Source organism: Ruegeria sp. AM2, from assembly GCF_056540685.1.
Genome location: NZ_JBQFXE010000007.1, coordinates 61187 through 79845, shown reverse-complemented (window position 1 = coordinate 79845; position 18659 = coordinate 61187). Strand labels below are relative to the sequence as shown.

Annotated in this window: 17 protein-coding genes; 3 read left to right on the top strand and 14 right to left on the bottom strand. The window is 59.0% G+C overall.

Going from position 1 to position 18659, the window contains the following annotated elements; all coding sequences use genetic code 11:
- Positions 1 to 510: 510 nt before the first annotated feature.
- From tcuB to ACR0CR_RS13870, 3 genes are read right to left on the bottom strand one after another with little or no spacing between them, the layout of a single operon-like run.
- Positions 511 to 1590, bottom strand: coding sequence for a tricarballylate utilization 4Fe-4S protein TcuB (gene tcuB, locus ACR0CR_RS13880; protein WP_480600002.1), 1080 nt, complete (start codon positions 1588 to 1590; stop codon positions 511 to 513).
- Entirely contained in the window at positions 1580 to 2974 is a 1395-nt protein-coding gene (tcuA, locus tag ACR0CR_RS13875; RefSeq protein WP_480600000.1) for an FAD-dependent tricarballylate dehydrogenase TcuA, read from the bottom strand. Before tcuA ends, tcuB begins: the two co-directional genes overlap by 11 nt.
- Before the next feature lie 14 nt (positions 2975 to 2988).
- Positions 2989 to 3666, bottom strand: a complete 678-nt coding sequence (locus tag ACR0CR_RS13870) for a GntR family transcriptional regulator (RefSeq protein WP_480600159.1) — start codon at positions 3664 to 3666, stop codon at positions 2989 to 2991.
- Between the two features lie 78 nt (positions 3667 to 3744).
- Between ACR0CR_RS13870 and ACR0CR_RS13865 the strand changes: the two genes are divergently transcribed.
- The gene (locus ACR0CR_RS13865) at positions 3745 to 4809 is read left to right on the top strand and encodes an AbrB family transcriptional regulator (RefSeq protein ID WP_480599998.1); all 1065 of its coding nucleotides are present in this window, start codon (positions 3745 to 3747) and stop codon (positions 4807 to 4809) included.
- Here ACR0CR_RS13865 and ACR0CR_RS13860 read toward each other — a convergent pair.
- From ACR0CR_RS13860 to ACR0CR_RS13840, 5 genes are all read right to left on the bottom strand, one after another.
- Positions 4778 to 5758 (bottom strand): D-2-hydroxyacid dehydrogenase family protein, encoded by a 981-nt coding sequence (locus ACR0CR_RS13860; RefSeq protein ID WP_480599996.1) that lies wholly within the window; start codon positions 5756 to 5758, stop codon positions 4778 to 4780. The two genes, ACR0CR_RS13865 and ACR0CR_RS13860, sit on opposite strands and share 32 nt — an antisense overlap.
- Entirely contained in the window at positions 5755 to 5991 is a 237-nt protein-coding gene (locus ACR0CR_RS13855; protein WP_480599994.1) for a hypothetical protein, read from the bottom strand. Before ACR0CR_RS13855 ends, ACR0CR_RS13860 begins: the two co-directional genes overlap by 4 nt.
- A 50-nt stretch (positions 5992 to 6041) precedes the next feature.
- Positions 6042 to 7130: a 4-oxalomesaconate tautomerase gene (locus ACR0CR_RS13850; RefSeq protein ID WP_480599992.1), complete on the bottom strand. Its 1089-nt coding sequence runs from the start codon at positions 7128 to 7130 to the stop codon at positions 6042 to 6044.
- 10 nt (positions 7131 to 7140) lie between these two features.
- Complete coding sequence (locus tag ACR0CR_RS13845; protein ID WP_480599991.1) at positions 7141 to 9171, bottom strand: tripartite tricarboxylate transporter permease; 2031 nt, start codon at positions 9169 to 9171, stop codon at positions 7141 to 7143.
- Positions 9172 to 9247: 76 nt separating this feature from the next.
- Positions 9248 to 10336, bottom strand: coding sequence for a tricarboxylate transporter (locus ACR0CR_RS13840; protein ID WP_480599989.1), 1089 nt, complete (start codon positions 10334 to 10336; stop codon positions 9248 to 9250).
- 139 nt (positions 10337 to 10475) lie between these two features.
- Between ACR0CR_RS13840 and ACR0CR_RS13835 the strand changes: the two genes are divergently transcribed.
- Positions 10476 to 11144 carry a response regulator transcription factor gene (locus tag ACR0CR_RS13835; RefSeq protein WP_480599988.1) on the top strand — a complete coding sequence of 223 codons (669 nt, stop codon included), beginning with the start codon at positions 10476 to 10478 and terminating at the stop codon, positions 11142 to 11144.
- Positions 11141 to 12508 (top strand): sensor histidine kinase, encoded by a 1368-nt coding sequence (locus ACR0CR_RS13830; RefSeq protein ID WP_480599986.1) that lies wholly within the window; start codon positions 11141 to 11143, stop codon positions 12506 to 12508. The genes ACR0CR_RS13835 and ACR0CR_RS13830 overlap by 4 nt, the downstream gene beginning before the upstream one ends.
- 887 nt (positions 12509 to 13395) lie before the next feature.
- Here the strand turns inward: ACR0CR_RS13830 and ACR0CR_RS13825 are convergent.
- The 6 genes from ACR0CR_RS13825 to ACR0CR_RS13800 are packed head-to-tail and all read right to left on the bottom strand — an operon-like array spanning position 13396 to position 18649.
- Complete coding sequence (locus ACR0CR_RS13825; protein ID WP_480599984.1) at positions 13396 to 13794, bottom strand: cupin domain-containing protein; 399 nt, start codon at positions 13792 to 13794, stop codon at positions 13396 to 13398.
- Between the two features lie 58 nt (positions 13795 to 13852).
- Complete coding sequence (locus ACR0CR_RS13820) at positions 13853 to 14713, bottom strand: phosphoenolpyruvate hydrolase family protein (RefSeq protein WP_480599982.1); 861 nt, start codon at positions 14711 to 14713, stop codon at positions 13853 to 13855.
- A 1-nt stretch (position 14714) separates the two neighbouring features.
- Positions 14715 to 15923: a Tm-1-like ATP-binding domain-containing protein gene (locus tag ACR0CR_RS13815; RefSeq protein WP_480599980.1), complete on the bottom strand. Its 1209-nt coding sequence runs from the start codon at positions 15921 to 15923 to the stop codon at positions 14715 to 14717.
- Between the two features lie 14 nt (positions 15924 to 15937).
- On the bottom strand, positions 15938 to 16657 hold the full coding sequence (locus tag ACR0CR_RS13810; RefSeq protein ID WP_480599978.1) for an ABC transporter ATP-binding protein: 720 nt from the start codon (positions 16655 to 16657) through the stop codon (positions 15938 to 15940).
- Complete coding sequence (locus ACR0CR_RS13805) at positions 16647 to 17420, bottom strand: ABC transporter ATP-binding protein (protein WP_480599976.1); 774 nt, start codon at positions 17418 to 17420, stop codon at positions 16647 to 16649. The genes ACR0CR_RS13810 and ACR0CR_RS13805 overlap by 11 nt, the downstream gene beginning before the upstream one ends.
- Positions 17411 to 18649 carry an ABC transporter substrate-binding protein gene (locus ACR0CR_RS13800; RefSeq protein ID WP_480599974.1) on the bottom strand — a complete coding sequence of 413 codons (1239 nt, stop codon included), beginning with the start codon at positions 18647 to 18649 and terminating at the stop codon, positions 17411 to 17413. The genes ACR0CR_RS13805 and ACR0CR_RS13800 overlap by 10 nt, the downstream gene beginning before the upstream one ends.
- Positions 18650 to 18659: the final 10 nt, after the last annotated feature.

Below are 18659 nucleotides of genomic sequence, written 5' to 3'. Positions count from 1 at the left end.
TCGTATCCGTAGATGCCGAAAGCATCGCAAAAACAAATTCTTGAGCTGGTATAACACCCGCGGCTCAAATGCGAATAGGGTGAAATACAAGGCTGACGTCTGCCAACTTTAAAGTCCAACTAGCCTTCTTGCAATTGCAACGAAAAATTATCGTCCTGCTTGACCTGCAAGGGGCAGCATTCGCGATCCGCCAGCAACTGCCGTTCGAGCGCCCGCAGCGAACCGAGGCTTTGTCCCGCGTCTTTTCTCTTTGTGCGGCGTGCAGCTAATGTCGGTCCACACCAGACCGGCCATTGGCGCAGTGCGCAGCAAAGGTGCCGGGCGAGCCCAGAGTGCAAATTGCTGCGGTCGGCCCAAATACGTGCGAAGCGTGCGTCGCTGCCGTTGGTCCTACAATGGACGGCCCATTCCGGACGTTGTCCGCAACTCGAAGTGCTGCGACGCAGAGATCTTCAAAATAATATTTGATCCTTTTGCATGTTCTTTCGCTCACTCAGACGCGACGGGCTGTTAACGGACCATGGACACATCTCTTTTCCGTTGTGCGTCTCGGACCAGCGCCGCCAATCGGTAAAACCCGTGTGCCATTTTTGTGTAGGGCGTCAGCAGGAAGAAGGTCAGAACCGATCCGAGGTGGATGGCCAGCAGTGCGGGAATCAGAGGCGTTGAACCGAGGGCATAGAGAACCAGCCCGCTGAGCCCCACAAACCCGAGCAACAGGATGAAGCCGATATCCCCACCCCAGGCCGACGGATCGCCGAGGTCTCGGTCTGACTTTTGCTTGAGCAGGGCCATCGCACCGCACCCCACCGTCAGCAGAAGCCCCCCGGAAATGCCGAACAGCTTCGGCAACGACCAGAACCCGTAAGGCGCGTGCATTCCGAAGACATAGTGCATAACGGTCGCCACCGAGGTGGACGCAAAGCACAGCAGGAAGCCATACATAACAGCGTGGTGGATGTGGCGTCGGCCCTGACTGAACCGGTCTTCGTCCTCGAAGTTACAACCCTCGCCATGGCCTGCGGCCAGATCCTGCATCTTGCCCGCACGTTTGAGCGCAGCCGTCAAATCAGACATTTGGATGGGTTTGCCACCAACCTCTGCCCAATAGTGCCTCAGGCTGAAGGCGATACTGAACAGAGGCAGCAGGAATGCAGGCGCAAAGATCGCGACCATCGCGTTATGCGATAGGACGGCATAAAACCCTTCGCCTCCGCTGGAGCCGATGGCGCGGGTCGCCCAGAACAACAAGGCAAATCCGACCACCAACGCCAGGGCGATGGCCCCGCCATGGGTGTGGAACCGGCGCGCCAGCGGCTGCGGCCATGCCAAGCTTTGCCAACTGTCGCGCCGCACTTCGGCCAGCGCCTTGGGCAGGTTCAGGTCAAACGCGTGCGGAGCGGTGTACTGGCAGGCGTAGTAACAGCCCCGACAGTTGTGGCACAGGTTGGCCAATTGCGTGATGTCCCCATCCGAGAACGCGCGCTCTGCGTGCAGCGACGGGAAGACAGAGCAATAGCCCTCGCAATAGCGGCAGGCGTTACAGATCTCGGCCTGGCGGCGGGCTTCCTGAATAAGATCAGTTTGCATAAGCGGCGGCCTCTCGTCCTGCGATGCGTCCAAAAACAGTTCCGATGGTCATGCCGAAGCCCGCCAGATAGCCTTGCCCAAGGATCGATCCGGCCATCGTTTCCCCAGCCGCCCAAAGGTTTTTGATCTTGCCTCTGGGGGTCGAGCACTGGGCCGTCTCGTCAACCTTCAACCCAAGATAGGTAAAGGTTACGCCGGTCCGCAGCGAGTAGCCGTAGAACGGCGGTTCGGTAATTGGGCGCGCCCAGTTGGTCTTGGGCGGGATCAGGCCCGAGGTCGCCACCCCATCCAGTTCGGTCGGATGAAACCCGTTGGTGTCGCCGCAGGCGGCGTTGAATGCGCTGACGGTTGCTTTCAGTCTCTCCGCAGGCAGGTCCATCATCCCGGCCAATTCGTCCAACGTGTTCGCCTTTAGCGGAGGGAACACCGACGGCATGAACAGGTTCAGCGACTTGGCGTCGATGATGGCATATCCCACCTGATCCGGCTGCGCAGCCACCAAACGGCCCCAGATCGCGTAGCGTTTGGGCCAGACGTCTTCGCCCTCGTCATAGAACCGCTCGGCATGTTTGTTCACGACGATGGAAAACGGAACGCAGTCCAGACGGGTGACGATGCCGCCGTCGAATTTCGGCGCGCGCCCGTCGATGGCAACGGCGTGGCATTGGGTCGGGTCACCGACGCTTTCTACTCCTTGGTCCAGCAGATCAGACAGGACCACGCCTCGGTTGTACGGCGTTCCCCGGATCAGGAAGTTCTTGGCAGGTTCACCCCAGGCTCGGGTGAGCCAATCTGTGTCGGCCTGAAAGCCGCCGGAGGCAACGATGACCGCCTTCGGTGTGATCCGATGAGACTGGCCTTCATAGGTGTAATCGACCCACTCGATCTGGTCGCTGTTCAGTTCCAGATGCCTCACAGCGGCCTCATACAGCACATCTACACCCAGCCCCACCGCTGTGCGGTAATAGGCATTCACCAGAGATTTGCCGCCCCCCATGAAAAACGCATTGGTCCGTGCCAATGACAATGTGCCGGAAAGCGACGGCTGAAACCGGACCCCATGCTCTTGCATCCACGGCAGGCATTCTTCCGACGTTCGGATCGCGAGGCGGGCCAGATGTTCATCGGTTTTGCCGCCGGTGACTTTCAGCAGATCCGAGAGGTATTCGTCTTCGCTATACGCCTCGACGAGCGGTCCCAACGGGCCCGAATGCATACAGCGAAAGTTGCGCGTATGGCGCGAGTTTCCGCCGCGATAAGGTTTTGGCGCCGTTTCAAGGATCAGAACACGGGCGCCTGCCTCGGCTGCAGTCATCGCAGCGCAGAGAGCCGCATTGCCGCCACCGATCACAGCGATATCGTAAGCTCCCTTTGGGGTGGCCATCTCCTGTCTACCTACTAATTTTCGTCGTTTGAGCGGTCGCGGTCCTGCAACGCGCGGATGCGCATCCGCTGCGCAGCCTGAATATGCGCGCGCATCTCTGTCTCGGCCGCTGCGCCATCGCGGGCCTTCAAAGCCGCCATGATGCGCCGATGCTCGGCCACTGCGGCCTCGGCGCGGTCGCTATCCAGCAATTGAGACGGTCCGAGGATCAACAGCGCTTTTTGCAAGGACAGCATGGACTTTGCCAGAAAGCGGTTCTTGGCCGCATCCAGAAGTGTTGCGTGAAAGATCTTGTTGATTTGGGCCGCATCGGGGCCAGTACCCGCCTCGGCCAGCCGGTCGTTCAGAACTTCAAGCTCATCCAGTTCGACATCAGACGCCGCGCGGGCTGCCAGACGGGCCGCTGTCCCTTCAAGCACCGCGCGCATCTCATAGAGTTCCATGACCTCGGCGTAATCCAGACTGCGCACGGTGGCACCTTGCCGTGGCACATGCGTGACCAGCCCGTCGGCCTCCAACTGCCTTATCGCCTCGCGTACCGGGGTACGGCTGACGCCCAAACGTTCCGAGAGCTCAATCTCTCGTAGCCGGTCGCCGGGCAGAAGAGTGCCTTCGCGAATCTCGTCCAGCAGGCGCTGATACGCAGAGTTGCCTTGTGGGCCAGGCTGTAACGGGTCGTCCTGAAGGGTCATCGCAGGCTCTCTTGTCATCTTGCGTCCATATGTATACATTTGGATACATTATAAGTCAACGAAGCTGGAACGCTTACCTTGCACAGCCAAACCGATACCCCCTCTCTTCTGACGAAACGGGCCGTCACGCTCGGCCTGGCGGTGTTGGGCACTGGGGTATTTTGGGCGCTGAACCTGCCGCTACCCTTTCTGTTCGGGCCAATGAGCGCATGTTTGATTGCAGCTCTTGCGCACGCACCGATGGAAGGCTTTGGACAGGTCTCGGTTGCCGCCCGCACTATACTGGGCGTAGCGGTAGGGGCATCGATTACGCCGGCTCTGTTTGCTGAATTGCCGAAAATGGCCGCGTCAATTGCGCTGATCCCGTTCTTCATCCTGCTGATCGCGCTGGTAGGTGTGCCATTCTTTCGCAAATTCTGGGGCTTTGACTCCACAACGGCTTTCTACGCAGCCATGCCGGGCGGTTTGCAAGACATGATTATCTTTGGCACTGAGGCCGGGGCCAATCCGCGTACCCTGTCCTTGATCCACGGTACGCGCGTGCTGATCATCGTGACGCTGGCCCCCTTGTTCCTCACCGTGTTCTATGATGCCCAATTCACCAACCCGATAGGCGAGCCCGCGTACAACCTGCCAATACATGAATTGGCGCTGATGGTTCTGGCTGCCATTATCGGCTGGAAAGGCGGGGAGCGGATCGGCCTGTTCGGGGCGTCAATCCTGGGGCCAATGATCCTTACGGCGGCCTTGTCACTGGGCGACTTCATTCATACCCGACCGCCTCGCGAGGCCATCCTTGCAGCGCAGTTTTTCATTGGCTGCGGAATTGGTGTGAAATTCGTAGGTGTCACATGGATCGAACTACGCCGGGTAGTGGCAGCGGGCTTCGCCTATGTCATTGTCCTTGCCGTCCTGGCAGCCGCTTTCACCGCCGTTGTCACCACCTTGGGACTGGGTCAACCTGTCGAGGCGTTTCTGGCCTTCGCGCCCGGTGGGCAGGCAGAGATGACGGTGCTGGCCATCGTCTCGGGTGCGGATTTGGGCTTTGTGATCACCCACCATCTGACAAGGATCGTGTTAGTGATCATTGGTGCGCCCATCGCCGCAAATCTTATTCTGCGTTGGTCCAAACCTCGGGGTTGATCATGTGGATCGGATCGCCTTCGACATAGGCGTTCACCTGATCGAAAATATCCGCGAATTGCAGGTCGAACTCATCCTCAGTGACAAAGCCGATATGTGGGGTCGCGATCAGGTTGGGATGCGACAATAGCGGGTCGGTCGGATCAATCAGTGGCTCGGAATCGAACACGTCAATCGCCGCCTTACCGGGGCGACGCGCGTTCAGAGCGTCAAGCAAGGCGCGCGGAGCGATCAGTCCGGCCCGCGACGTGTTCACAAACAACGCCCCCGGCTGCATCTGCGCGAAATCCGATGCGGTGATGATCCCGCGCGTGTCCGGCTTCAGGCGTACTTGGACCGAGACGACATCGCTGTCGGCAAAGAACGCATCACGGCTGGGCGCGACTTGCACGCCATCCGCCTGCGCACGTGCCCGGCCTTCTACGGATGACCACCAGACCACATTCATCCCAAAGGCCTCGGCATAGCCCGCAATAGCGCGAGCAATGCGGCCATAGCCATAGAGTCCCAACTGACGCCCCCGCAGCGTCTTGCCCACGCCCGCCTGCCAGTGCCCTGCTTTGACCGAGGCCATTTGTGCGGGCAAATCCCGCATCCCAGCCATGATTAACGCCCAAGTGAGTTCGGCCGCGGCGTAGGACGGCGTCCCACCATGCATGTTCGAACACAACAACACTCCGTGAGTTGAACAGGCCTCAACATCGACATGAGGATATACGCTGCGCTGGCTGATCAGTTTTAGGTTTGGTAATTTCTCCAGCAGGGCGCGGGTGACTTTGGTACGTTCGCGGAACAGGACAAGCACTTCTGCGTCATGCAGTCGTTCGGCCAGAGTGTCAGTGTCTTCGACATGATCCGTCCATACCGTCACCTCATGAGCGGTGAGTTTCTCAAAGCAAGGCAGGCCACGCAGCGTGCCAAACCAGTCATCAAGAATGTGGACCTTCATCGACTTTCTATGCCCTGCTCGGTGTTCAGTTTTCTTGGCGTCGGCACAAAATGACATGTGTCGAGAGCGGCAAGTGCATTGCGGACCCGTTCGCTTTGATCCAGCAGATGGTTGAACTGCTCATCGCAGCCAGCAATCGGCGTTGGGTATTCTGCCATGTTTCGCCGTAAGGCCGCTTGCGCCAGCTTTAGTTCCTGACGCGCGATACCGAGGCATTCCGAGTAGTCGTCCATCGTGACCTCCTCTTTTGTATACCATAGTATACTTTATAGCTGCCACCTAATCAACTCCCGTCCCAAACAGATTGTGGCACATAAACATGCCCGTCCGCCAACTTGCGCGCAGTTCGAACTAAGCCCGCCGCGTTCACGGTGAAACCGTCGTCGTTAGAGAAATCGACCAGCACGTCTATTTTGCCCGAGGCGTGTTCCAGAACAACTTCGGCTGGGCTTTTAGTGGAGCGATCCAGCAAACCGTCCGCGACAGTCCCGGGCGTCAACGCGCAGGAAGCCATGCATTGCGCGCCGGTGACGGCCATAGTCGGGTGGGTTTTCCACGGCATGAAATACCGAACCGAAAGGGTTCCACCATCTCTGGAGGGTGCCATTAGACCGAATTTGGGAGTTACCGATTTCGATACGTCCCCCATACCCATCAATTCCCCGGCTTCGATCCGCACGGCTTCCATCCGGTCGAAGAATGCACGGTTGGCATCCAGCTCTTCGGCGCTCTCATATCCTGTCAGTCCGAAATCCACTGCCCGGGCTATCGCCATCGGCATTGCAACATCCATGCAGGTCAGTTCAACGCCCTGAATAATATCGCGCAGGTTCCCCGTGGGCAGGAAAGCTCCAGTGGCCGATCCGACGATGCCCATGAAACTCAGCTGAACCGGTGATGAATAGCCCGGAACTCCGGCAATTTCCGCATCGCCCTCATAGGTCAACTCACCCCCGGGCGTATTTACTTTGGCTACGACCCGAGCCCCAGTGTTGACGGCCCGAATGCGGATCTCGGTTTCATCCCCCTGCGGTTTGAACAGCCCCATCTCGATTGCGGCAGGGGCAACGCCTGACAAGATATTGCCGCAGGTGGGTTTGAAATCGACCAATTTCTCCTCGACCGAGACTTGCGCAAAGAAATAGTCGATATCGGCCCAGTCATCCTCACTGATCGAAAGCATCGCGACCTTCGTGGTCACCGCCGCGCCACCGCCGATACCATCAATGTTCAACGACTGCCCGGAGCCGAGGGCAGCGATCAGCACCTCGGCTACGGTGCCGAGATCCTGGGGCAAATCTGAGCGGCGGAAATACGGACCTTTCGAAGTGCCGCCACGCATTAGGATATAAGGGATTGCGGTTTGCGTCATTTTGGATCCCTCACTTCAACGGCCACGGCAGATCCACCATGTCTTGCAACAGACCCGGCGGGAAATCCCGGTTCAGAGCACCTGCCATGAAGCACATGAAGCCGATGCCGCAGGCGGTCAGGATCAAAGTCATCTGCCAGCCTGAACCGGCGCGAATGCGGAAGAAGGCGATCAGGAATCCGGTCAGGGCCAGGATGAACCCCACGACCCACGTCGCCGCGATCAGACCAGCGAACCACGCGAGCGTCGACCAAAGGCCATGCGGCGCGCTCGCGTCTTCGCCGGCAAGTTCCTTGTCTGCAAAGATCGCATCCCCTTCGGGTCGCCGCATCATCTGGATCAACAGGATCACACAGCAGAATAATGACACGCTTCCGATCACCAGCGGGATAATCTTATCTGTCATGTTGTAGTCGGGGATCATATTGGCATTGATCAATGCCACGATCAGATAGGCCATGATCACAAACAAGAAGATTACAGGCGCGCGTTTACTACCGGATTTCACCTCGCCTTCGGCCATGATCATCTTGGCCTGTTTAACGCCCAGAATAATCGAAACTATGGTGACCAGTATCAGGACGATCACAATCGGGCTGAAGACGTACTCCATGCCCTCACCAAAGCTTTTGCGGAAGCGAAACGAGGCGATCTGGAACGCCTGATTGGTGAACTTCTCAACCGGGTTCGACAGAACGAAACCGATCAGGAAGGCTGGGCGCGACCAGTCGTAACGGCGCAGGAAGATGCCGATCAAGCCAATCACGAACAAGGCGAGCAGGTCTTCGAAGTTTTGACCGGACTGGAAGGCCGCAAAGCTGATCAGCATGAACAGGAACGGCGCCAGATAGGTGAAGCGGATCGTGGTCAGCTTGGCGATCCCGCTCGATGCCGCGATGCACAGGATCGTCCCGACGACGTTGGCCAACGCCAGCAGCCAGACGATAGAATAAGTGATGTCGAGGTTGTCCTTGAGCATGCTCGGACCGACCTCGATATCGCCTGACCCCAGCAAAGCCACCGCGCCGATGAAGATCGCCATCGAGCCTGAACCAGGGATGCCAAACAGCAGAGTTGGCACCAGCCCTCCACCCTCTTTGGCGTTGTTCGAGCTTTCCGGGCCGATGACTCCGCGCACTTCGCCCTTGCCGAAATTGCTTTTGTCCTTGGTTGTTTGCACCGAATGGCCATAGGCGATCCAGTCGACGACCGAACCACCAAGACCAGGTATGACGCCAACAATCACGCCAATGATCGAACAGCGGACAGAAAGCCAGATATTGGCCGCCCAGTCGTTGACACCGTCCAGCCAACCGGCCCCCAGAGATGCCCCTTTGGCAATCGACCGATCCTGCCGCAGCAGTGAGACGATCTCGGGCACGGCGAAGATACCCAGCCCGACGATGACCAATTTCAGGCCATCAGTCAGATAGGGGATGTCATAAGTCGCCATGCGCAGCGAACCGCCAGCGTCGGCCTCACCAATGGTACCGACCATCAAGCCCAGCCCGGCGGCGGCAACCCCTTTCAGAGGGATACGCCCTGCCAAAATGGCGACCATCGAAAGGCCAAGAATTGTGATCATGAGCATTTCGGGCAGGCCGAACGCCAATACGATGGGGCGCGCGATAAGTATGAACATGGTCAGGAAGGTCGCGCCGACGAGCCCTCCGAATAGGGACGAGGAGAAGGCCGCCGAAAGCGCCCGTGTAGCCTCGCCCTTTTTCGCCATAGGGAAGCCGTCCAGCACGGTCGCCTGCGAGGCCGAGCTGCCGGGGATGCCCATCAGGACGGACGCAAAAGTGTCCGACGTCGGCACCACCGCGACCATACCGATCATCAGCGCCAGTCCAAGGATCGGATCCATGCCGAACATGAAGGGCAGCAACAGGGACAGACCGGCGATGCCTCCCAGCCCCGGAAAGACGCCCACGGCCAGCCCCATAACGACGCCGAGAATGAGATACCCCAGAACGATAGGTTGCAGGATCAGACCCCACGCGTCACCTAGCGCAGGAAGAGCGGTGGCGAAAACCTCCATAGCGGCCGCCTTTCATAAAATGTCTTGGATGTAGAGAAACGCGCGCCCTTCGTTGGGCGCGCGACGACGTGTCGGCTTAGTTCAGCTCGACGCCGTAGGCCTCTTTCAGCCAGTTCAGGACGTATTGCTTGGCGTTGTCGTCCACATTAGTCGCCGTTTGAAGCGCGGCTTTTGAGCCGTCGCCGACGAACACCGGATACTTGCCGACGCGCTTCGAGGAGATATCAGCAAAATCACCCCGCTCGGTCACTGCTTGGAACGCTGCGGTGTATGCGTCCACCACTTCCTGTGGTGTGTCCCCGGGTAAGAACGCCAATTTCTGAACAGGGAAGCCCGCCACGAAGAAGGCTTTCCAGGCATCCCAAGCCTCACCACTGGTTTCGCAGCCATCGGTGGCCTCGCAAACCTCTTTGAAGGTTGGAATGTCCGGAAAGGTCGGATCGCGCACGATATTGCCGTCCGCATCCAGCGCGCCCCATGTCATCATCGGAACCGCCTGACCGGCTTCGACCAACGGAGCCGAGCCGCCCAGATAACCGGACGAGGTCTGGTAGTCGATATTGGCTTCGCTACGTTCGAACATTAGGCGACCATCACCACGGCCTTTGATGCCAAAGACCGGCTCCACATTCATTCCCAACATCTGCCACGCCAGCAGCGGGACCAGATCCAGCCGGGTCGCGCCCTGCGAGCCGTAGATGAAATTGGTGTCTTTCAGCGCATTGGCAGTGCCATCGAATTTGGCTCCGTCCTCTGCGTTCAGATAGGCGACACCGCCGGTGCCCGATGCCATGACCGGGATCCAGTCATTGTATTCATAGCGTACGCGCGGGTCGCTCAGCAGGTACGGGAACTGTGTCGAGCCAGAGGTGCCGAACAGCAGCGTGCCGTCGTCATGGCTCTGCTCCTGAAACCAGTTCGCGCCTTTGGTCGATCCTGCACCGGGCATAAATTTAACCACAACGGTTGGCTGACCCGGCAGCTCCTCGGACAGAAGCGGGGCAAAGAAGTTGGCCCATTTGGCCGACCCGCCCGTTTCCGAGAACGGAATGACCCATTCGATGGTCTTGCCCGAGAAATCGACCTCGGCAGCGGCGGGTGCCGCGAGTCCGGCGGCGGCGATCAGCCCCACGACGGCGCGACGGGTGAAGTTGGAAATGGCCATTGGTTCCTCCCTGTTGACCAGAAAACCACGTCAGCGCCCTCCGCACCACCGTGATTGCAAATAGAACTGTGGGGTTGATTCCCCCTCCCATCTGGCAATCATGGAGAGCCAACCTTGCGCGAAACTTGCAGGAGCCCGAATGCGGATCGTCATCGTCGAGGATAATGAGACCCTCGCCAACGCCATTGCCTATCGCCTGCGGGACCGAGGTCACGCAGCAGAAGTGCTGACAGATGGCGAAGCGGCCGATCTGTATCTGGAACAGGAAGGTGCAGACCTGATTGTCCTGGACATCAACCTGCCGGGTCGGTCAGGGCTTGAGATCTTGCGGTCCCTACGCAACAGAGGCGACGGCGCGCCCGTCATCTTACTGACCGCGCGCACCGAAACCAGTGACCGCGTTTTCGGTCTGGACATGGGCGCAGACGATTACCTGGTAAAGCCCTTTGAGATGGATGAGCTTGAGGCCCGCATCCGTGCCTTGTCCCGCCGCAAACAACTGGATTACGGTGCGCGCGAAACGATCGGGGACCTGGAATTCGATCGCACCACCCGGCAGGTCAGTGCATTGGGCCAAGTGCTTGACGTGCCGCGCCGGGAAATGGCGGTACTTGAATGCCTGCTGGAACGGCGCGGCAGGATCGTCCCCAAAAGTCAGCTGACCGACTACGTCTACGGCGTGGGAGCCGATGTCGACGATTCAGCGGTCGAGCCGCATGTGTCACGACTGCGCAAGCGCCTTCAGAACCTTGGCATTCGGATCAAGACCGCCCGTGGCCTTGGATATCTGCTTGAGGTGCAGAAGTGATCCGGTACGGTTCGCTCAGGCTCAGGCTGTTTATTCTGATCCTGACGCCTCTGGTGCTGCTGGCAATCCTGCTTGGATACTGGCGCTACACGGTCGCCCAGCATACGGCGCAGGAGTTGTTTGACAACAGCCTGCTATCCGCCGGTCTGGCCATTTCGCGCGACGTGGCTGTGTCAGAAGGCGATGCCTTGTCGCCCACCACGCGCAGCTTGATCCAAGATGCGTCAGGCGGAGAGATTTTTTATCACGTGACCGGACCCGGCGGTATCTACGTCACCGGATATGCATATCCGCCGACTGCCGCAAACCCGTCAGAACAAGACGCATACCAGCCGCAATTTTTCGAAGCAGTTTATCGGGATGAGTCGGTGCGCGTACTGAAAATGACCGAGCGGATCACGCTGGAAAACCTGGTGGGCGATGCGACAATAACAGCTTGGCAACGCGTTGCGGACCGCAACGCTTTTGCCAACGAACTGTCGATCCGCGCCGCGATCCTGATGGGTATCCTGCTGGCCACCCTTGCTGTTGTCGTGTGGTTCGGCGTCGCGCGAGGGCTGCGGCCCTTGCTGGATTTGCAGGATGCGATCGACCTACGCTCACCTGACGACCTGAGCAAAATCAAACGCCCGGTCCCGGTCGAGGTTCATGGAATTGTTCAGACCTTGAACCGGCTGTTTGGGCAGGTCGAGCACAGCATCAACGCCCATCAGGTGTTTATCTCAGAAGCCGCGCATCAATTGCGAAATCCAGCGGCTGCGGTCCAGTCCATGGCTGAGGCTTTGCGCGATGCAAAAACAGATGAGGACAAAGACAAACGGATAATCGAGCTGGTGGCAGCGGCTAAGAATTCGGCTACAGTGGCGGAACAACTATTGTCACTGGAACGACTGCGGCAACCTACACATCAGGATCAGATGGACAAGATTGATTTCCGTGCGGTTGTGGAAGAAGCCTGCGCTGACATGGGCGTTCATATCCTCACAAAAGGGATCGATTTTGAAGTCACAATGCCGGACTCGACAATTACGGTTTCAGGGGATCAGGTATTTTTAACTGAGGCCATCAAAAACCTGCTGGACAACGCAGTTAAGCACGGTGGGACTAAGTTGAGCCAAATTTCAGTCGCGCTGCGCTCTGAAGGCGAGAACGTAAAGCTTACCGTATCCGATGACGGAACCGGCCTTTCACCCGAACAAAGCGAAGCTGTTTTCAGTCGATTTTCGCAGCTGGAATATTCCGAAGGTAGCGGTTTAGGGTTGTCGATTGTCTTAGCTGTAGCGAAGCGCCACGGAGGAGTGGCCGCGATCAACCAAGTCGAAAAAGGAGCAAGCGTTACGCTTCAGCTTCCCATAGCCCCGTAGTTTGTTTTAATTTCTGCTCGGAACCCGAAACCTGTCACAATCAAAGAGAGTTTTTCGGTTACAGCGAATGACCGGTTTCCACCCCAGGTGCCGGGCACCGTGGTCTTGATACGTCTTCACCAGACTTTGAAGCCTTTTGCAGCGAAATGGCGATTGGTCCCGCGACCCGTGATTTGCTGTCGAAATTCTCCGCGCAATGAACGAACGGCGGCAATCTCCGCTGCCATGCGGCGTACTGGACCGAGCATCTGCGGCGATTTCCGTGCCGCGTGCACGCGCAGCGAGAAAAGGCGATGACCGAGTTGGGCTCTTCAGGCTGGTTCACCGCACCACGAACGAACGACTGCACCAGGCCATCGCAGCCGTTCGCAAGTTGGCTGACCAACAGGAACAGTGCGGACAAAACGGACTGTTGCAGTTGCTGCTATTGCTGACGCAGCATCTGCTTGCATTCCCAGATCGCGGATCACCGCGCCGCTACTTCGCGTCAAAACTGGCCATTCATGGCGCTTCCCGAATGGTGTAATGCTACCAATCTGCAGTGACGGGCTCTACAATTTTTGAAAAGGTGACAGTCTGCCCATACAATTCGCATTCTCTCTGTAAAGCGGTGCGTCGTCATAACCGCTGAACTGCAAGTCCGTAGACACGGGTTGATATTCTCGGTCGGGCCAACCCAGTCCTGTCGGCCCGGCAGGTGCACAGCGTCCAATCCCCAAATGGCCCTACTGACCTGGCAACGGACACCCAGTTGATCAACCCTGATTCCGTCCAAATTAGAGAACAAGCTTCCCATCACCATTCAGCTTCTGGGCCAGATTGCCAAATCCAGATTCTATTGGGTAGCGTGCAAATGTGAATGTAGCTGGCGCTATGTTTTTTTGGATCTACCGCAGGCTGTTCCAAGGCGTCTTATCCGCAACATCTTCAATCTCGTAACCCATTTCTCCGACACATGGTCCCAGAATGGCCAGAAGCGTTGCATCGTGATCACCAATGTTAAACGTAGCGTGGACCACGTCTGCACCGATAAAAACCGAGTCCCCCGGCCCCATTTCCCGCTTTTCTTCACCAAGCCACTGCTCGACCTTGCCTGCGACGCAATAGATTACCTCTTCCTGATCGGGGTGCTTGTGAAAATCGTGGCCATGTCCCGGCGCAAGGCTGACCTCAATCACCGTGAGTTGCCCGGCACCCGTTGCGGGCGGATTGCTCATCCACTTCAACTTGCCCCAATCAAGCGTTTCCTGCGGTGTTTCCGCCGACAGCATGAATTTTCCGATCATCCCAATTCTCCGGTAGTGTTTTGGTTACGAAATAGTTCTGAACCTTAGCGTTTTGTCGTCAAGCGACTCCTTTAGAGCGTTCAACACCTCTCCGCAGGTTGCCGAATTCGGCGGTTTGGGCTGTGATTGCACGTTCCGTGGGCAAACGCTCCATGGATGACGCACCGTAGAAGCCATGGCAATCGGGGCACAGGTCCAAAAACTTCTGTGCGTCCTCCGGCTCGGCCAGCGGACCTCCGTGGCAAATAAAGATCAGATCGTCACGACAGGCCCGCGCAGCAGCGGCCCATTCGTTGTAAAGGCGCGCGCATTCGGCAATATCAGGCGCGCTGTCGCCCGCCCCGATTGCGCCGCCGGTGGTCAGGCCGAAATGCGCGACTATGACGTCTGCTCCGGCCTTGGCCATTTCCGCCGCGTTCTCGGCGCTGAACACGTAAGGCGTGGTCAGCAGATCGCGTTCATGGGCCTTGGCGATCATATCGACTTCCATATCATAGGACATGCCCGTCGCCTCCAGCTCGCGGCGGAACCGGCCGTCGATGATGCCGACGGTGGGGAAATTCTGCACCCCGGCAAAGCCCATCGCTGCCAGATCGTCCAGAAATTTGTCCATGATGCAGAACGGGTCGGTGGCGTTGACACCGGCCAGAACGGGGGTGTTTTTGACCACGGGCAGCACTTCGCGCCCCATGTCGACGACGATCTCATTGGCGTTGCCATAAGACATATACCCAGCCAAAGACCCGCGTCCGGCCATACGATAGCGGCCCGAATTGTAGATCACGATCAGGTCGATGCCGCCGGCCTCTTCGCATTTGGCGGACAGGCCGGTGCCTGCGCCGCCGCCGGTGATGACCTTGCCTGCGGCGATCTTGGCCCGAAGGCGGCTGAGGATTTCTGCGCGTCCCGTGACTGCCATCTCAGGTATCCTTCTCATTGTAGATTTCATTGAAATTTGTGATCGCCGCCTCGGCAAAGGCGGGATCGTTGATATGCAGGTCCAGTTCGACCAGTTGCCGGGTCGGGGTCTGGTTCACCGTATTGCGCAGCGCCTGAAACAGCGCGTCATTGGCAGCAGGGTCGTGGAACGCGCCGCCCTCGATATCCAGCGCCGAGACTCCACGCAGCGGCAGCAGGAACCGGACCGGGCCTTCACAGGCGTTCAGCTTGTTGCCGATCCATGTGCCGATCTGCGCGCATTCTTCGGGGGTCGAGCGCATTAGCGTGACCTGCGCATTGTGGTGATAGAAGTTGCGCCCGCTGAACTGTGCGGGCACCGACTCGGGGGCCCAGAAATTCGCCATGTCCAGCGCGCCGCAGGAGCCGACATAGGGCAATTTCCTGCGTGCGATGCTGTCCAGACGGTCCTCGCCCGCGCTGAGGAAACCGCCCACGATCAGGTCGCAGATTTCGGTGGTGGTGATGTCCAGCACCCCGGCCACGTCGCCCTGATCGATCAGTTGCTCCATCGAGCGGCCACCGCTGCCTGTGGCGTGAAAGACCAGACAGTCAAAGTCATCGGACAGACCGTCTGTGATCGCCTGCACCGCCGGGGTCGTCACCCCGAACATGGACAGGACCAGCGCGGGGCGGTCATCGGGGGCTTCGGGCACCGGGTTGGCCATCATCCCCGCCAGCGCGTGTGCGGCATTGCCCAGCAACCGGCGCGAGACACGGTTCAGCCCCGATACATCCGTCACCGGGTGGAACATGTTCACATCCGACGCGCCCACATAGGCCGACACGTCGCCCGAGGCCAGTGTCGAGACCAGTACCTTGGGCACTCCTATGGGCAAAGCCTGCATCGCGGGCGCGATGATCCCCGAGCCGCCCGAACCGCCCAGCCCGATGATGCCGCCCAGATCGTCGCGGCCCATCACAAAGGCGCTCAGCGCGCGGGCCATTTCGGTCACGGCCTGCCCGCGATCATTCACGAACACCGCCGCCGGGCCATCGGGGTGGCAGGCGGCGACGCTGGCGGCGCTGACATCCACACCGGTTTCGCCGCCCTTGGTGCCGACATTGACCAGCACGGTTTCGATCCCCGCCGCATCGATCAGGTCGCGCACATATCGCAATTCCGGCCCCTTGGTATCGGCGGTTCCGACAATGTAAGCTCTTTTTGTCATCGTCTCTCCCTCCCTCAGCCCGATTGCCCGGGTTCCAGCCCCAGATGGCGTTTCTGCATCGCCGGATCGTTTTCCAGCGCCTCTGCCGTCATCCGCTCGACAACTTCTCCGCCAACCATGATGGCCACGTCCTGCACGGCGGCCAGCGCCGCATGCATGTTCTGTTCCACCAGCAGCACCGCGATGCCTTCGCTTGCGATCAGTTCGATCAGGTCGATCACATCCGAGACGATGGCCGGGGCCAACCCCTCGGTCGGTTCATCCAGAACCATCAGGCGTGGGTTCAACAGAAGCGCGCGACCAATCGCCAGCATCTGCTGTTCCCCACCCGACAAGCGGTTGCCCAGATTGCGGCGACGCTCCTTGAGGCGCGGAAAGGTCTGGTACACGCGTTCAATCGACCACGCGCCGCCTTTGCGTTCGACGATCTTCAGGTGTTCCTCAACGGTCAGAGACCTGAACACCCGCCGTCCCTGCGGCACGTAGCCAATTCCCATCTGCGCGCGTTTTTCGGGCGGCAGGCCAGTCATGTCGCTGCCATCGAACCGGATTTCCCCCGCCGAATGCGGGTGCAGGCCCATGATGGCGTTGCACAGGCTGGTCTTGCCCATGCCGTTACGACCCAGAATGCCCAGAGGGCGGACGCCAACCGTCAGGTCGACCTCATGCAGTACATGGCTTGAGCCATAGCGCAGGTCCAGCCCGCGAATGTCCAACAATGCGTCAGTGGCCATGAGCGCCCCCGATGTAAACACGGTGCACGTCTTCGTTGCGCATGATCTCGTCCGGAGAGCCCTCGGCCAGCATGCGCCCGTTATACAGCACCGAAACACTTTCCGATGTCTGCAGGGCGATATCCATGTCGTGTTCGATCAGCACCACGGTCACATCCTTGGGCAGTGACATCAGCAAGGCGCTCAGCTTGGGCCGTTCGGCAGGCGACAACCCCGCCGCCGGTTCGTCCAGCAACAAAATCTTCGGGTTTTCGGCCAGCGCGATCCCGATCTCAAGCTGCCGCCGTTGGCCATGGCTGAGTTCCGAGACCTCGCGGTCCAGCACGTCCGTAACGCCAGCGGTTTCCGCCAGTCGTTCGGCCTCGGCCAGTCGGTCATCGCCGGTGCGCAAGGGCAGCACTTGACGCCAGCTGCCGCGCAGCCCGGCCACAGCAAGAAACAGCGTTTCGCGCACGGTCAGGCCGTTGAACAGGTGGGCGTGCTGATAGGTGCGCCGCAGCCCGCGTTGAATTCTTTTGTTGATCGGCTCGCGCGTGACGCTGTCGCCAAACAGCGTGATCGAACCGGCCGTGGCGCTGGTATCCCCGGTCAGCACGTTGAACAGGCTGGTCTTGCCCGCCCCGTTCGGCCCCAGGATCGCGCGCCGCTCGCCAGGGCGGATGGTCAGGTCGATATCCTGCACCGCCCAGAACCCGCCAAAGCGTTTGCCAATGCCCCGGACCTCCAGGGCATTGGCGTTGGTATGTGAGTGGTTTATGGGCACGAAGGGTTGTCCCGGCTAACCGGACCTGCGGCAAGGAAGGTTTCTTCGTCCTGTCCCAGCAGCTGATCCACATCGCGCACAACCTTGACCACGCGGTTGCCCAGCGTGCCATCCTCACGCTCGTAGACCTCGGTCACAAAGTTGTCGATCACGCCGTTTCGGTTCTTGTCCAGACGCATGGTGCCGCCGGTGGGGGTGGTGAAAGTCAGATCGTTCAACGCGGCACGGAAGGCAGCCTGATCATTGGACAAATCGCCGTCGACCTCATCCAGAGCCAGCATCGCGGCCTTTGCACTCATGTAGTAGTGATGTGCAAAGATCGACGGGGCCGAGAAACCGTCAGGGAAGGCTTCGGTATAGCTGGCCGTAAAGGCTTTCCATTCGTCGCCATCAAAATCGCTGACCGTTGGCGTACCTGCGGGCGCACCCACCAGAAGTTTCTTGAATGGGCCTTTGCTGTCCAGGATCGACTGGTCAATTGTGATCGAGCCGCCAATGATCGGTTTGTCACCGCCCGCCTGGCTGTATTGGGTCAGGAAGCTGACCGCGTCTGCACCGCCAAGCGCCACGAACAACGCATCCACATCATCCGGGATGGAATAGACGACCGAGGAATAGTCCTTGTTGCCAATCGGGGTCCAGAATTTCTCGGGCACCTTACCGCCAGCCTCGCAGAACTCGGTCATGAAACCCAGAACCTGCGTGTAGGGGAACGAGTAATCCTCGGCGATGACGGCCACGGATTTGTAGCCCATGTCATTGAAGGCATAGTCGCCAACGCCGACCATCCATTGCGCGCCGTCGCCACCAAAGCGATAGAAGTTGTCGGAACTGTCGCGCAGCGTCGTGTCCTGTGCCGCGCTCGATCCGTTCAGGAACGTGACAGCCGGATAGGATTTCGACAGATCGCGCAACGCGAGACCTTCTGAGCCGGACAAAGGACCAACGATGATATCGACACCATCCTGCTCGATCAATTTACGCGCCGCGTTCACGGCACTGTCCGGGCTGGCATCTGAGGATATGGTGATGACCTCAATCTTGTTGCCGTCCACCTCTCCTCCGGTTTCCAGCACCGCAAGTTCCGCACCACGAATGCCGTCCTGACCCAGCGCGGCAAACGCGCCCTCAAGGATCGAGATGACCCCGACTTTGATGTCCTCGGCGGATGCCGGAACCGCCATCACGCTGATCGCCAGCGCCGATGCGGCCATTTTGAGCTTATTCATTTTTCAGATT